This is a genomic window from Pseudomonas fluorescens (assembly GCF_902497785.1).
Lineage (GTDB): Bacteria > Pseudomonadota > Gammaproteobacteria > Pseudomonadales > Pseudomonadaceae > Aquipseudomonas > Aquipseudomonas fluorescens_BO.
The window spans coordinates 65,887-79,394 of sequence record NZ_CABVHK010000001.1 but is presented as its reverse complement, the minus strand read 5'-3'; the positions used below and the strand labels follow the sequence as shown (position 1 = coordinate 79,394).

13 protein-coding genes, 1 tRNA gene and 1 pseudogene are annotated in these 13,508 nt (G+C 57.5%); 10 read left to right on the top strand and 5 right to left on the bottom strand.

Going from position 1 to position 13,508, the window contains the following annotated elements:
- Positions 1 to 106: 106 nt before the first annotated feature.
- The 7 genes from F8N62_RS00420 to F8N62_RS00390 are packed head-to-tail and all read left to right on the top strand — an operon-like array spanning position 107 to position 6,952.
- Complete coding sequence (locus F8N62_RS00420) at positions 107 to 862, top strand: PFL_4669 family integrating conjugative element protein (RefSeq protein ID WP_020300887.1); 756 nt, start codon at positions 107 to 109, stop codon at positions 860 to 862.
- Positions 859 to 1,377 carry a DUF3158 family protein gene (locus F8N62_RS00415; protein WP_032903630.1) on the top strand — a complete coding sequence of 173 codons (519 nt, stop codon included), beginning with the start codon at positions 859 to 861 and terminating at the stop codon, positions 1,375 to 1,377. Before F8N62_RS00420 ends, F8N62_RS00415 begins: the two co-directional genes overlap by 4 nt.
- Positions 1,374 to 1,874 carry a single-stranded DNA-binding protein gene (locus F8N62_RS00410; RefSeq protein ID WP_224791321.1) on the top strand — a complete coding sequence of 167 codons (501 nt, stop codon included), beginning with the start codon at positions 1,374 to 1,376 and terminating at the stop codon, positions 1,872 to 1,874. The genes F8N62_RS00415 and F8N62_RS00410 overlap by 4 nt, the downstream gene beginning before the upstream one ends.
- Positions 1,756 to 2,310 carry a TIGR03749 family integrating conjugative element protein gene (locus F8N62_RS00405; RefSeq protein ID WP_224791328.1) on the top strand — a complete coding sequence of 185 codons (555 nt, stop codon included), beginning with the start codon at positions 1,756 to 1,758 and terminating at the stop codon, positions 2,308 to 2,310. Before F8N62_RS00410 ends, F8N62_RS00405 begins: the two co-directional genes overlap by 119 nt.
- Complete coding sequence (locus tag F8N62_RS00400; RefSeq protein ID WP_020300908.1) at positions 2,300 to 3,820, top strand: TIGR03752 family integrating conjugative element protein; 1,521 nt, start codon at positions 2,300 to 2,302, stop codon at positions 3,818 to 3,820. The genes F8N62_RS00405 and F8N62_RS00400 overlap by 11 nt, the downstream gene beginning before the upstream one ends.
- A complete protein-coding gene (locus F8N62_RS00395; RefSeq protein ID WP_032903625.1) occupies positions 3,783 to 4,199 on the top strand; it encodes a TIGR03751 family conjugal transfer lipoprotein in 417 nt (138 codons plus the stop codon). The genes F8N62_RS00400 and F8N62_RS00395 overlap by 38 nt, the downstream gene beginning before the upstream one ends.
- The gene (locus F8N62_RS00390; protein WP_150709204.1) at positions 4,199 to 6,952 is read left to right on the top strand and encodes a conjugative transfer ATPase; all 2,754 of its coding nucleotides are present in this window, start codon (positions 4,199 to 4,201) and stop codon (positions 6,950 to 6,952) included. Before F8N62_RS00395 ends, F8N62_RS00390 begins: the two co-directional genes overlap by 1 nt.
- Before the next feature lie 37 nt (positions 6,953 to 6,989).
- Here F8N62_RS00390 and F8N62_RS00385 read toward each other — a convergent pair whose 3' ends face one another.
- The 3 genes from F8N62_RS00385 to F8N62_RS00375 form a co-directional block, all read right to left on the bottom strand.
- Entirely contained in the window at positions 6,990 to 7,724 is a 735-nt protein-coding gene (locus F8N62_RS00385) for a zeta toxin family protein (RefSeq protein WP_020300911.1), read from the bottom strand.
- Positions 7,721 to 7,969, bottom strand: a complete 249-nt coding sequence (locus tag F8N62_RS00380; RefSeq protein ID WP_020300912.1) for a hypothetical protein — start codon at positions 7,967 to 7,969, stop codon at positions 7,721 to 7,723. Before F8N62_RS00380 ends, F8N62_RS00385 begins: the two co-directional genes overlap by 4 nt.
- 365 nt (positions 7,970 to 8,334) lie before the next feature.
- Positions 8,335 to 8,592 (bottom strand): LasR-specific antiactivator QslA, encoded by a 258-nt coding sequence (locus F8N62_RS00375; protein WP_076964374.1) that lies wholly within the window; start codon positions 8,590 to 8,592, stop codon positions 8,335 to 8,337.
- A gap of 169 nt (positions 8,593 to 8,761) precedes the next feature.
- Between F8N62_RS00375 and F8N62_RS00370 the strand changes: the two genes are divergently transcribed.
- The 3 genes and pseudogenes from F8N62_RS00370 to F8N62_RS00360 all read left to right on the top strand — a co-directional run.
- Positions 8,762 to 9,016 (top strand): helix-turn-helix domain-containing protein, encoded by a 255-nt coding sequence (locus F8N62_RS00370; protein WP_020300913.1) that lies wholly within the window; start codon positions 8,762 to 8,764, stop codon positions 9,014 to 9,016.
- Between the two features lie 105 nt (positions 9,017 to 9,121).
- Entirely contained in the window at positions 9,122 to 10,078 is a 957-nt protein-coding gene (locus F8N62_RS00365; RefSeq protein WP_032903622.1) for a TIGR03756 family integrating conjugative element protein, read from the top strand.
- A pseudogene (locus F8N62_RS00360) lies at positions 10,075 to 10,506 on the top strand (integrating conjugative element protein); the annotation flags it as partial. The gene F8N62_RS00365 and the pseudogene F8N62_RS00360, both read left to right, overlap by 4 nt.
- Here F8N62_RS00360 and F8N62_RS00355 read toward each other — a convergent pair.
- On the bottom strand, positions 10,442 to 12,784 hold the full coding sequence (locus F8N62_RS00355; RefSeq protein WP_224791320.1) for a DEAD/DEAH box helicase: 2,343 nt from the start codon (positions 12,782 to 12,784) through the stop codon (positions 10,442 to 10,444). The pseudogene F8N62_RS00360 and the gene F8N62_RS00355 overlap by 65 nt on opposite strands.
- A 594-nt stretch (positions 12,785 to 13,378) precedes the next feature.
- A tRNA-Pro gene (locus F8N62_RS00350) sits at positions 13,379 to 13,455 on the bottom strand.
- Between the last annotated feature and the right edge of the window lie 53 nt (positions 13,456 to 13,508).

The following is a 13,508-nucleotide window of genomic DNA, read 5'->3' as shown; positions in this document are numbered from 1 at the left end:
ATTAGCCCTCTTAAACCAAACCGAACAGACCGCATTCAGTTTTTTGGCTGTCCTTGACCCTCATCTGCCGCAACGTTTCCGTCCAAGCGAATGCGAGGACAACGCCGTGGCCGATCATTACCAACTCAACCTGGGTTCATTGCGCAGCAGCATCACCCTGACCCTGCACACTCACCACGCCGCCCGTATCTGGCAAGGGCGGACCGCACGCGAAGGCGTTCACTCGATCATGGGCATGGCCGGCTACATCAGTGTCACCAACCTGATCAAACAAACCGCGGCTCAGGACGATCCCTATGCCGACTGGGCCATCGTACAACTCGAAGAAAAACTGATGCAGGCCAAGGCTGGGATGCTGGAACTGACCCAACAGCTGGATCGGATCAGACAGGACCTGCCGACACAGATCGACATGGGCGACAACCTCAACATCCACCCCGTCACCTTGCCGTTGTACATCGGCAGCCAGCTGGGTTTTCTGGCGGTCTACCTGCTGACCGACTACGACACCCTGGTGCGTCGTACCCTATTGGCCCATCACACAGCCTTGATCGGCCGCGTCGACATGGAAGCCTGGATCGATGACGGCGCCCATCTGCTGCGCAGCCTGTTCGGCCAGGCGCAGCGCTATCGGCATTCTGGCGTCACCCGTGATGACATGGCAGCGAACAATGCCCGTGCTCTGGCGGCCATCGAGAAGATGGGTTTGCCCCCCATGGACATTCTTGAGGGTCATCGCCGCTCCCAGTTCGCGCCACCGATCATTCGTCGTGGTGCTGTGGCAGTGGATGACGCGGACGCATTGGCAGAGGAAGCGAGAGAGCCATCTGCGACGGTGGATGAGCCGGAGGACGAAGCATGAATCTCATGATCCCGGCTCAACCAATGCCCTTCGAAGCGTTAACACCGGATGCCTATCGACAGCTCGAACACGCTGCCTCCCTAAAAGGCCTTTTAAAACCTTTTAAGGGTAAGGGGGAGTTGGACCACCTGGCGCAGGTGGCGAGGGAAATCGAGGCGCAGTTATGTCACCTGATGGAAGCTGTTGTGCAGCAAGCCGGACAGCCCCCGTACTCACTGCTGGATATTCGATTGGTGCTGCAGAACACCAGCGCGGGCAGCACCTTTTTGCGTTGGCGAACCCGTGACTTCGCCCGCATGGGGGTTGCGGTCTGGGAACGCCAGGTCCGCAACAAGACCCAACCGCAGGCCGTACGCGAGGGGTTGCACCGTTTCGAATGCAACCGTATTGCACTGAACCTGCAGATGAGCGTGGTGCATTCGCTTTACCGCCAGGCCTCGACCTGCGCGATCAAAATGGCCAGTGCCGAACGGCTGCTGCGCCAGTTCACAACCGCAGCGGAGATATCACGATGAGTACTTTTTTCGTCGGCGAAGGCAACATCGGCAGTGCGCCAGAGTTCCAGGAATTCGCCTCAGGCAATGACGAGCCACGGCGTTTGCTACGGCTGAATGTGTACTTCGACAACCCCGTGCCACGCGAGGGCGGCTACGAAGATCGAGGCGGCTATTGGGCGCCGGTTGAGCTCTGGCACCGCGAGGCTGAACACTGGAGCACGCTGTACCAGAAAGGTATGCGTGTGCTGGTCGAGGGCCGCACGATACGAGATGAGTGGGAGGACAGCGAAGACAACGCGCGGGTGACCTTCAAGATCGAGGCCCGTCGAGTCGGCATCCTGCCTCATCGAGTGCACAGCGTGGTCATGCGGGAGCGATCCAATGACCCGACTGCAGCTGCAATCGGTCACGACGGGCGAGATCATCCTCCTGGATATCGCGGCCACTCCCGGCGATCAACCGCTGGAGCCCGTACGTATTCTCAAGAATGCTCAGGGGCAAGCTACCGAGGCTGAATCTAGCACCGTCCCTGTTCCAGAACGCACACCGATCCCGGTCGCTTTGACGCGCTACGCCGCGCAAAGCCTGTACGCGCCGCTGCGCACCGTGGAGTCCCTGCCCGGTGTACGCCGCGTCCCGCTCAAGCTGCGTACCGAACTGCCGACCCTGCTGCCGACCGAAAACGTGTCCAGCACACCCATCGCCGTCTGGCGACTCGGTGATTACTGGGTGACGGCGGTGAAATTGCGCAATCGTGGTTCAGAGACGGTGCAACTCGATCCACGTCGACTTCAGGCCAAGCTGTTCGCCGCGGCCTTCCAGCATGCTTTCCTCGGGCCTGTCGGCAGCGCTGAAGACACCACGATCGCCTACCTTGTCACCCGCGGTGCCGGCCTCGAGCAAGCCGTGCTGCTACCGCCCGTTGCGCGAGGTGCTGACGATGAAAGCTAACGCCTTGCTCAAATGGCTGGTACCGGCTGCGCTGCTGGGCGTGGTACTGATCATCCTGAAAACCTGGGTCCCGGGTGGCAGCACACCTTCTCCAGAGCACCCAGTTGATCAGGGCAATATTCAATTATCCGCCGAGCAAGCCAAGTCGCTCGGCATTGCGGGCGATACCCCACGCGACACGGTCGCCACCCTGGTCGGCCAGGTGAAGGCCATGCGCAGCGACATGCTCGGTTTGAAGAAACACAATGACTCACTGCAGACGGAAAACAACCGCCTACGCGAGCGGGAAAACAGTGTCGATTCGCGTATCCAGACCGCGCTTGGCAGTGTGACCCAGCAGGTCGACGAAGGCCGCCGCCAAGCCAACGAGGCCCGACTCAAAGCGGAACAAGACAGTCGTCAGGCTCGCGGCCTGCTCACGCAATTGCAGGATCAGTTGTCGGGGCTGACCGGCAAAGGCAAGGATATGCCAATCGGATTGGGGCTCGAGCCTGGCGACGGTGCTCAGTTTGACGGACAGCATCCTGCCAATGATGCGCTGCAGTGGATTGAACCCTCGGATGCTTCGGGCACCGACACCCGAGGCAAAACCAAGACCTCCTCCCTCGCATTGAGTCTGCCTACCGCCTTCAACTCACTGGAAGGCTTGAAAGACAATCCTATTGATCGCAGCCAGAAACAGCTACGTGCAGTCACCAAGGGTGAGCGTGACCTGACGCGATCCGTTGACCGAACCGAAGGGGCGAAGCCGGTCTACACCATCCCCGAAAACGCGACATTGATGGGCTCAGTCGCCATGACCGCGCTGATCGGCCGCGTCCCGGTGGACGGCACTGTGAATGATCCCTATCCCTTCAAAGTGCTGGTCGGCCCTGAGAACCTGACCGCCAACGGCATCGACCTGCCAGACGTCGCGGGTGCCGTAATGAGCGGCACCGCGTCCGGTGACTGGACCCTGTCTTGCGTACGTGGACAGGTCGAGTCAATCACCTTTGTGTTTACCGATGGCACCATCCGCACGGTACCTCAGCCGAAAGCAGTAGCCAGCCGCACTGCCTCCACCACCCAGAGCTCAAACACCGACAAGATCCGCGGCGGACTCGGTTACCTGTCCGATCCGTATGGCATTCCTTGCATCGCTGGCGAGCGCCGCTCGAACGCTCAGCAATACCTCGGCAGCCAGAGCCTGATCACTGCCGCCGGCGCCGGTGTCGCCGCCCTGCTCGGGGATGAGCGGAACAACAGCAGCGTGATCAGTTCAGGCGGCAGTACCCTCGGGGTCACCAGTAGCAGTGGCAACAGCGCGCTGAATTCAATTCTCAGCGGCGGGGTCAGCGACATCCGCGAGTGGGTCAACAAGCTGTATGGCGAAGCCTTTGCTGCCGTGTACGTGCCACCGGCAGCACAAGTCGCGCTGCACCTCGACCATGAGATCACCATCGACTACGAGCCCAAGGGCCGGAGCGTTCGCCATGAAAAAGACCATGCCTCCCTGCCTGACCTGGATTAGCGTGTTCTGCTGGGTCCTGGCGGGGTGCTCCACCGACAAGGAGACGCTTCTGCCCCATGGAGAGCAAACCATGCTGGACATCTGGAACGGCGCCGGTTCGCAAGGCACTCAGCAGCAACTGCTGGATGCTCGGCAGCAGTTACGCCGCCCGTTGGCTCAAGCAGATTTCTCCTTTTCTCTCCAGGAACCGTACACTCGCACAGCGGCGAACGAGATCCGCAACCTGTTCCCTCGCTTGCCCAATCCCGATCTGGTGCTATACGTGTATCCGCATCTGAGTGGTACCGAGCAGGCACCGATCCCAGGTTACTCGACCGTCTTTCCGTTCTACCAACGTGTGCAGTACGCATTACCTGGTGAACGTCAGGAAGACCTGTAGTGCGTAGCGGCGATTCGGGCAATCGCACTCCCACGTGGAAAGGCTGGCGCAATCCATTGCGCCCTCGCGCGACCTTGGCCGATGAGGCCGCACTCTATGCGCACAACCCCAGCTTCACCGATTACCTGCCTTGGGTCGAATACCTCGACACTGAGCAGTGTTTTCTACTGGATGACAATCGCTCGGTGGGTGCGGTGTTCGAGTTGCTGCCCATCGGCACCGAAGGGCGCGAACCCGATTGGCTGATGGCGGTCCGCGACGCCCTCGAAGACGCCCTGCAAGATAGCTTTGACGAGCTGGATCAAGCGCCTTGGGTGGCGCAGTTTTTCTGTCAAGACGACAACGACTTCACACCCTACCTGACCCAGCTCACCGATTATATTCAGAACAGCGCGCGAGGTACGGTCTTCACCGAGGCGTATTTGCAGCTCAGCCGCCGTCATCTGAAGGCCATCGCCAAGCCCGGTGGTCTGTTTGAGGATCAGGTGGTGACGCGCCTGCCCTGGCGCGGCAATAACCGACGGGTGCGTCTGGTGGTCTATCGCTGGCTTGAATCTGACGCTGAGGAGACGGGACTCACCCCGGTGCAATCCCTGCAACAGGCTTGCGAACGTATCCGTGCTTCGTTGCAGGCGTGCGGGGTGCACTCAACGCGAGTCGATGGCCGAGGTCTGTATGCCTGGTTATTGCCCTGGTTCAATCCGGCCCCCAGGCTCACTGATGAAGCGCCCGAAAATTTCTACCGCCGCGTGGCCTATCCGGAGTCGGGTGACGGTGAGTCGCTGGATCTGCCCTTCGATCATGACTTTGCCGAGCGGCTGTTCTTCAACGAACCGCGTTCGGATGTGCAGCACGGACTCTGGTTTTTCGACGATCAACCCCACCGGGTGATAGTGGTGGACAAACTGCGGCGGGCACCATCGATTGGTCAACTCACCGGCGAAACCCGCAAGGGTGACGCGGTGAATGCGCTGTTCGACCAGTTACCCGAAGGTACGGTGACGAGTCTGACCTTAATGGTCAAACCACAGGATGTACTCGAGGATCAGTTGAACCGCCTAGCTCGCAAAGCCATCGGTGAAAACCTGGCCTCGACCCAGACTCGTCAGGATGTCGAAGAGGCTCGCGCGATCATCGGCCGCCAGCACAAGCTGTACCGAGGAACCCTGGCGTTCTACGTACGCGGTCACGATGAACAGCAATTGCACCAGCGCTCGGTCAGCCTGGCCAACGCGCTGTTGGGCGCGGGGCTGCAACCGGTAAGTGAAGGCGATGAGGTCGCCGCCTGCAACAGCTACCTGCGTTGGTTACCGATGGCTTACAACCCGGCCCGCGACACGCGTAACTGGTACACCCGCCTGATGTTCGCCCAGCACCTAGCGAACCTGGTTCCGGTCTGGGGCCGCAGCACCGGCACCGGCCACCCGGGCATCACCCTGTTCAACCGCGGCGGCTCGCCATTGAGCTTCGACCCATTGTCACGCCTGGATCGGGCCATGAACGGTCATCTGCTGTTGTTCGGCCCCACCGGTGCCGGGAAGTCGGCGACCTTGGTCACCCTACTGATGCAGGTCATGGCCGTGTACCGCCCTCGCCTGTTTATCGTAGAGGCCGGCAACTCATTCGGCTTGCAGGGAGACTACTTCGCGACACAGGGCCTGTCGGTCAACAAGATCCAATTGAAACCTGGCGCCTCGGTCTGTCTCGCCCCGTTCGCCGATGCTTGGCGCCTGGTCGAGCAGCCGGATCAGGTGGCGAGTCTGTCGATCGATGAGCTGGACGATGAGGTGGTAACCAGTCACGAAGACCAGCGCGATGTTCTCGGCGAACTGGAAATCACTGCCCGCCTGATGATCACCGGCGGCGAGGCCAAAGAAGAGGCGCGCATGAGTCGAGCCGATCGCAGCTTGATCCGCGAGTGCATTCTCGATGCGGCGCAGACCTGCGTCGCGGCGGGTCGCCAGGTACTGACCCGCGACGTACGCGACGCCTTGCTGGGCATCGCCGCCGACCCGCACTTGCCGGAGAAACGTCGCGAGCGTGCCCAGGAAATGGGCGAGTCCATCGACCTATTTTGCCAGGGTTTCGAGGGTGAACTGTTCGATCGCGAAGGCACGCCTTGGCCCGAGAGCGATGTGACCATTGTCGACCTTGCCACTTACGCGCGCGAAGGCTACGAGGCACAGATGTCCATCAGCTACATCAGCTTGATGAACACCGTGAACAACCTCGCCGAGCGCGACCAGTACCTGGGCCGACCGATCATCATGGTCACCGACGAGGGTCATATCATCACCAAGAACCCGTTGCTGGCGCCGTTCGTGGTCAAGGGGACGAAGATGTGGCGCAAGCTCGGCGCTTGGTTCTGGCTGGCGACGCAGAACCTTGCTGATTTTCCCACGGCTGCGCAGACCATGCTCAACATGATCGAATGGTGGATTTGTTTGAATATGCCGCCCGCGGAAATCGAAGAAATCGCACGGTTCAAGAAGCTTTCACCTGCGCAGAAAGCCCTGTTGCTCTCCGCCAGCAAAGAGCCGGGGAAATACACCGAGGGAGTGGTGCTGTCGAAAAAGCTCGAGACGCTGTTTCGAGCCGTGCCACCCAGTCTTTACCTCGCTTTGGCCATGACAGAGCCCGAGGAAAAAGCCGAACGCTGGACACTGATGCAGGAGAATGGCTGTTCGGAGTTGGAAGCGGCTTACCGGGTAGCTGAACGGATCGATAGCGCACGAGGAATAGAGCCCATATAAGGGAGGTGTGGCGCTCCCAGCTTGGCCAATCCGGCAGCTAGCCGTTGGACACCTTTTCAACGTAGGCATCCATGAACCAGTCAGGGACCTCATCAACCTTGAACTCAAGGTCCGTCCCATCCGTAACTTCGGCCAGCAGCACCAGATCGGCACCGGAGTTATCGAAGATGTAGGCCCGGTCCGAAGCAGCAATAGCCACAGGCAGCAGGCTCAGGCAACGGCCGTAGCGCTGTACAATTTTTTCTGTGGGAACTGGGTGCCCACCTGCCGCGACACGGTTCCTGACCCTGTTGATATTGATGTCAGGGTCTTCAGTTGCCACAAAGTACAGGTAGGTTCGGTATCCAGACTCTCTTGCCTTGAGCATAAAAGCGATTTTGTCGTCGCTAGACATCACCGTTTCGAAGGTGAAAGACAGCTGGTCTTCGAGGAGCTTGTTCCGGATGAAGTCAGAGAGCACGGAGGCAAAATAGGAGTTCATCGCGACCGTCTGGAAATTCAGGCCGTTGCTGCTAAAGCCTATGTTGGTCGCCTCCTCATCGAGCCGGGCAGACCTGACCAGCCGATGCTCCCTAATGAAACCGAGGACCTCATCACCCTCAACTTCCAGTTGAAAATCACTGAACTCCAGACGACCGCTGTCTTTGGCAGCCTTCTCGATTTCATCCGGGTTAATGTAGATACCGATCAGGTGGGAAGGGATGGCACTCTTCATCGTGCTCTTGCCGGAGCCGTTGGGTCCAGCAAAGACCCTCAACCGAGGGACAGTCATGAGCAACGGCGCACCTTAATGACGCCACCCAGAGTCACTTTGTGCTTGGGCTTGGCCACCCGAATGACTTTGTGCTTACCGTCAGCAGTCGTTTCAACAAGCATGCCGTTCATGACTTCCATCACACTGCGGCCGGCAGCCAGGGCGTTGATATAGGCGGTATTGATGGCGCCTTCAGCCATGACCGGGATCTTATCCTCCAGTCGGCTCACCAGATCGTCACTCAACACTCGTTTGGCTTTCATATCGCGCTCCACGTTCTCAGAGCGTGCAGAATCTGCACTTAATCAGAATCTTAGCTACGTAAACCTGTTTGTAACAGGGCGAAAGCTACTTCTGTCAGCCTTCATTCTAGAGGAATGGCGTCTGGAACCATACCTTTCAAGAGATTTTCACGTTCGATGCATGACCGGTGGCATTTGAAGCAAGTGCCGCCCTTGGTGCAGCGCCCAAATAAGGGAAGCACAATCCCCCACCGAGTTGTTCAGCCGGTGGAAAAAACGCGCCAGCGAAGCGGCAATCGTTCTTAAACTGCATGGTCTGTGTCGATGCAGCCAGGTTGAGTGCAAACGGGCGATCAAGACGATGCAATCGCCCATAAGCAACAGGGTTACTGTGACACGCTCCGAAGCCGTTGCTGAATTCTCAACAGAAAACCGGCTTCGAAGGCATCTTGGCAGTCACCGACAGGAAAGGTCTTGCGCGTTTGCGCCAGTTCCCACCACAAAGGAATATCGGTCGTTGCCTCAAGCCAAGCCTGGGCACATTGCACACCACGCTCGATCATCGGCGAAAATTCGCTGCCCCAAGGTGTCAGAAGACTTGGGCAACCATCCGCCGCAGGAATTGAAATGTAGTTTTGGTCCATACACACCCTAAATTTCTGATTTATTGTTAGATGCTGGGCGCAGCTTCGAAAAGCGTAACGACACCAAATGAACGCTCGATACCAGGCATGAACACCAAATGGCCTAGTTGAATGCCAATGTAGACTATATCCCGTGGATTGAGAGTCCCTCAAGGCGCAATTTGCGCGCATGACTCAAGACTACGAACAACTTCGTCTGCAACTGGCGGAGAACATCCGCTGGATGCGGCGCGTAAAGAACCTTACCCAGGAGCAGCTGGCGCTCATGGCCGAGGTGGATCGCACCTACGTCAGCCAAATCGAACGATGCGCGGGCAACCCCTCGCTGTTGGTCCTGTGCAAACTCGCCAATATTTTCGAAATCACCACAGATCAACTACTTGTAGACGCCGATACCCTGCGCAGCTCCCTTCACGTCAAATAATAGACCCACGCCTCACAAATCCGATAGATCCGCCTTCATAATTCCCACTGACAGTCTTCAGTCCCTAACCGAACCTGCCCAGGCCATACACCGAGAGCCTGGATAATGCCTGTTGCCTGCTCGTCACTTCCGCCCACAAAACTAAGGCCCTTGGCGCTAAGCATTCTGCTGGCGTGCGGCCCAAGCATGGCGCTGGACACCGTCAGCATCACCTCCTCCGTGCTTTCGCCAAACTGTCTCGAATACAGGGTCGTCGGCATTTGTTTCTGGCTACTCTGCACGCCCTTCGGCTGCACAGTCAAAACCTCGACCAAGGTTCGTCATTTCATTCCTGAACTGGTCGTCTCGAGCTACGCCACCACCGGCAATAACCCCTGGACCGAGATGACCACCCTCTCCGCTCCCATCAGCGGTGCAGAAGGTGGCGGCAACCTGATCACGCCGAACGCCCGCCGCGACAACCTGCCTCGATTCAAGAACGTTGATGGCATCGGCCACCCCGGTGGCTGGGTCGCAACGCAATTGGCTTCGCAATCCGGCTATGCCTGCGCCAGCGGTGCAACTGCATTAATGCCTTACTACCTGAGTACCCTGGACTCACTGGCCTGGCGCCATGGCATCCCAGAAAGTTTCTACCCCGAATCGCTCATGCCGGGGATCCGTGAAATTGGTCGTCAGGTCTCGGGAAACATGTGGGGCAACGTTTATCCCCGGCAGGGCTTTCTGGTACAGCCCGACGATTTCAAGGCGGCCGCAGTCATGGCGCAACGCGCCGGCGATGTGATTACCCACAACTGGCAGCCGCATGTGTACTTACCACTCACGCCCGCCAAACGCGACGGCTACTGGCCGCCTGGCCCGATCGTTGAAAACGACGCTTCGACCCACAAATGGCAATTGCTCTACCCCCAGGTGCAGCCCACGTGCGCCATCTTCCCCAGCGATCCGGTACAGAGCGCGGATGGCGGCTACGCCTGGTCGCTGTGGCGTCCCTATAGCTGCTGCAAACGTGAGGGACAGACCTTCCTGTTCAGCATCGACTTCGAAGGAGGTGCTTCATGAGTCGGCTTCTCGCGCGGCCCTGGTTGGGCACGATGAGTCTGTTGCTCTGTGGACTGCTCGCCATTGCCACACATGCCTACGCCGCCGAGGGCGATTACCGTCTGGGTACTCAAGGTGAAGTACTCGACGACCGAGTGATGTACACCATTGGTGGCGGCTCGGCAGTCGGCTCACCGAGCTCGCTCTACCGACCCAGTGGTCTCGGTGTCGGCGGGTCATGGCGGGCGAACATGATGTGCGGAAACATGAGCCTCACCAACACCCTGCAAAACCAGCTGAACGGCGTCACCGAAGGTTTCCAGCAGATCATGGGCAGCATCGTGCAGAACGCGACCCAAGCCGTGATGTCGCTGCCGGCGTTGATCATCCAACGCGCCAACCCCGGCCTCTATGAGTTGTTGAGCAACGGGGTGAACCGTCTACGGCTAGCAGGACCAAAGGGTTCGCATCCAGGTACTGCTCAAACGAGCTCTCTTCAGCGAAAATGATCTTCACCCCAGGGCAGGAGACTTTGTAGCTGTCGTTCAGTAACCGTATCGTGATGTCAGGAAGCTGACACTCCGTGCCATCTGCTGCTATGGCGATGACAGGCACTTCTAGTGTCAGATCGTCGGTCCGCTGAGGCTTGCCAAGCTCGACATCAAGCAGGTTGAAGATCTCACCATTGAGCGCCAGCGAAATTTTCTGCTCGTTTTCGATCGCAATGGGCTCAGGCCAATCAGCATAGAAGAGTCCAGTTGGCCAGGCTCCCTCAATCTTCTCCGAGCGAATCACATCCTTGAGCACTTCAGAAGGGTTGATCGTGGCATCGTTGAGTTTCTGCGAGGCACGTTTGCACCACTCAATCCAGTAAATGATGCTGGAAGAGTTCATCTCCCAGATTTTCCCCTTGTGAGAGCAGCCAACGGTGGTGCGCTGTCCATCTTCGTAGCCCGTCGCGAAGATGTTGGACTTCTTCGCCGTGCCGTTCTCGATTTCACTGATGACGGTATTGATGTCGCGCCCGACGTGCATCGTGAATCTCAGATCCTTGCGTGTCCTGGACAGCCCTACGTTCTGCAGCTTCATGAGCTTGATGTCGTGCAGAGTTCGGAATGTAGGCTCGCCGTTGATTCGCCTGGCATCTTTTGCAATCAAATTCAAAAACCGCGTCGCTTGCGACTCATCACCGGAGGAGTGAATGAATAGCGTCTTGTCGGGCGCGTGGTAGTACGCTAGGTAGAGAATCCAGTTGGTGTCAACGATCGCTGATGTCTGAGCCCATCCGACGGGAGATTCTCGTCGCGTCACCATGATGATGGTGTCTGAATCGTCGTTGATAGAAAGGAACTGCAGCGGTTCTTTCTTCTGCGAGAAGTGGTTGGCTTTCTCTGGCCGCCACTGGTCGCGCTCCACATGGTAGGCGATCGCACTGATTTTGGGGTTGGGGTTCAACCCGAAAATGTCCTCGGAGTCAGCATCATCTGGGAACTGCTCAGTGAATGTCTCCTTCTCGACCTCGCGGGCGATCTTGTCATGGCTCACGTCTCGAATCACGGCGCTCCAATCAGCACTTTCCTTGTAAAGCACCGACATCTGGTAATCGACTTTCTGGTTGGCGATGTTCGAGACGAATTTGGCATCACCTAGCGTGTCATCAACCCGGGTTAGACGACCGATGAACTGTAAGGTGACGGCCGGACTGCGATGCTGGTCGTGAATAGCCGCGATTTTCAACTCAGGCAGGTCAAAGCCTTCGCCCAGCATGTCCACGCAGACGATGATCTTGTATTTCTTCTCGACAATTTCACCCAGCAGTTTGACCCGATTCGGCACCTTGCTGTGGATGAGAATGGGTGAGAGGTCTTCATGCTTTTTGTAGAGTTCAAACAGGGATTCAGCCCGTTTTTGAGATCGTGCACGTACCATCAGTAGGTGGTTGAAGCCTTGTTCTCGATCGCCTCGTAACAACTCTACCGCCTTATCAGCAACCACTTGGTCAGCCAGTTCCAGGTTGTATTCGCGCACCGGGTGAAATTCGATCGCTTTGAAGTAGCCATCGATCTGCGCATCCTTCAACGGGTAGTTGTAGATAATTTTGCCTTCAAGAGGCTGGTTGTCCTCCCTGAAAGGCGTAGCAGTAAACTGCAGGCATGGCTTCTCTTTGAACGCGGTTTTCACCCTGCCCCACGTCATGGCGGCCACATGATGCGTTTCATCGATGATCAGGTGGCTGCAGAGCTCAGCTAAGGCTTGAAGGGACTCTGTGTCGAATCGCTGCAATGCTTGCGGGGTAGCGACAATTACATTCGCCTCGGCAAGCTGTTGCACATCTTCAGCCGACATTCCTGAGCCGATCGCCCTCACCACAGGGTTAAGTGCTGTGGCAGAAACAGCACCGATCTCCCGAAGTTTTTTCAGCCCGAGGCATTTTTCGACAAGCTGGGAGCGCAAGGCATCTGACGGGACGAGTACCAATGTCCTTGCCAACCGCCCTGCGATAAGCAAACCAAGCATGGTATCGGTCTTGCCGGTACCCGTTGGCATCACGATCGTTGCGGTCGTGGCCGGAGACATCACCAGGTGGCCCAGTGAAGCGTATAGGGCGGCAAGCTGAGGCTTACGCAAGCCTGGCGTATTGGTTTCCCGGACTGCCAGGTTGAAATTGAAGAGGTGTTGCTGCCAGCTTTGATAGACGTCTAAGTACTTCCCTGTAGCATCGGCCATTGCATTCACCACATTGAATGTGAAAATCAGCGCTGATTAGTCAGTGGCCACATGCTATCAGTGAACATCATCTTAGGTGTACCCTGAAAAGCAGCGCTCAAACCCGCCACCCGCTCTGCCTTCATCAACCGAAGATCGAGGCCAAAAAGTCTAATCTGCGATGGAGGTACACCGAAAGCCATCCGAATCCATCCTGGTCCCTGTCAGAAATCGCCATTCGCGATCGCTCGTACACCCGGTGCGAATGGGGGCATAGCGAATTTTTTCGACCTGTAACTCCCGCTCTAGAGCCTAGTCAAAATGTTCTTTGGAGAGAACGACCTTGACTGTATTTACAGACTTAGGGATTACCACGCTTTGCGGCGCGACTCTGCATCAACCGCAACCGCTCTCCAAATCGGCAACCCTTTAACAAGCGTCTTCGCGCCTTCAGGCTCTTGTACTGATACGACCTGCCCGGGGAAACGAGAGTCGAACGCCTCTCAAGTGGCATATCTACCGAGATCCAAGATATCCGTGGGAGTAAATGTGGGAGTATTTTTTAGACATGAAAAAGCCCAACCTTTTCAGATTGGGCTAAGTCATTGAAAAATATGGTCGGGACGGAGTGATTCGAACACTCGACCCCTAGCACCCCATGCTAGTGCGCTACCGGACTGCGCTACGCCCCGACTAGGCGTGAATCTCGTTCCTCTTCTCGAAGAACGCTCAAGAATATATCGCA

Coding starts and splice junctions, on each gene's coding strand:
- F8N62_RS00380 (WP_020300912.1), bottom strand. CDS start 7,969: ATGAAAGCCAAACGAGTGTTGAGTGACGATCTGGTGAGCCGACTGGAG.
- F8N62_RS00375 (WP_076964374.1), bottom strand. CDS start 8,592: ATGGACCAAAACTACATTTCAATTCCTGCGGCGGATGGTTGCCCAAGT.
- F8N62_RS00365 (WP_032903622.1), top strand. CDS start 9,122: ATGCCTGTTGCCTGCTCGTCACTTCCGCCCACAAAACTAAGGCCCTTG.
- F8N62_RS00395 (WP_032903625.1), top strand. CDS start 3,783: ATGAAAAAGACCATGCCTCCCTGCCTGACCTGGATTAGCGTGTTCTGC.
- F8N62_RS00355 (WP_224791320.1), bottom strand. CDS start 12,784: ATGGCCGATGCTACAGGGAAGTACTTAGACGTCTATCAAAGCTGGCAG.
- F8N62_RS00385 (WP_020300911.1), bottom strand. CDS start 7,724: ATGACTGTCCCTCGGTTGAGGGTCTTTGCTGGACCCAACGGCTCCGGC.
- F8N62_RS00400 (WP_020300908.1), top strand. CDS start 2,300: ATGAAAGCTAACGCCTTGCTCAAATGGCTGGTACCGGCTGCGCTGCTG.
- F8N62_RS00415 (WP_032903630.1), top strand. CDS start 859: ATGAATCTCATGATCCCGGCTCAACCAATGCCCTTCGAAGCGTTAACA.
- F8N62_RS00370 (WP_020300913.1), top strand. CDS start 8,762: ATGACTCAAGACTACGAACAACTTCGTCTGCAACTGGCGGAGAACATC.
- F8N62_RS00410 (WP_224791321.1), top strand. CDS start 1,374: ATGAGTACTTTTTTCGTCGGCGAAGGCAACATCGGCAGTGCGCCAGAG.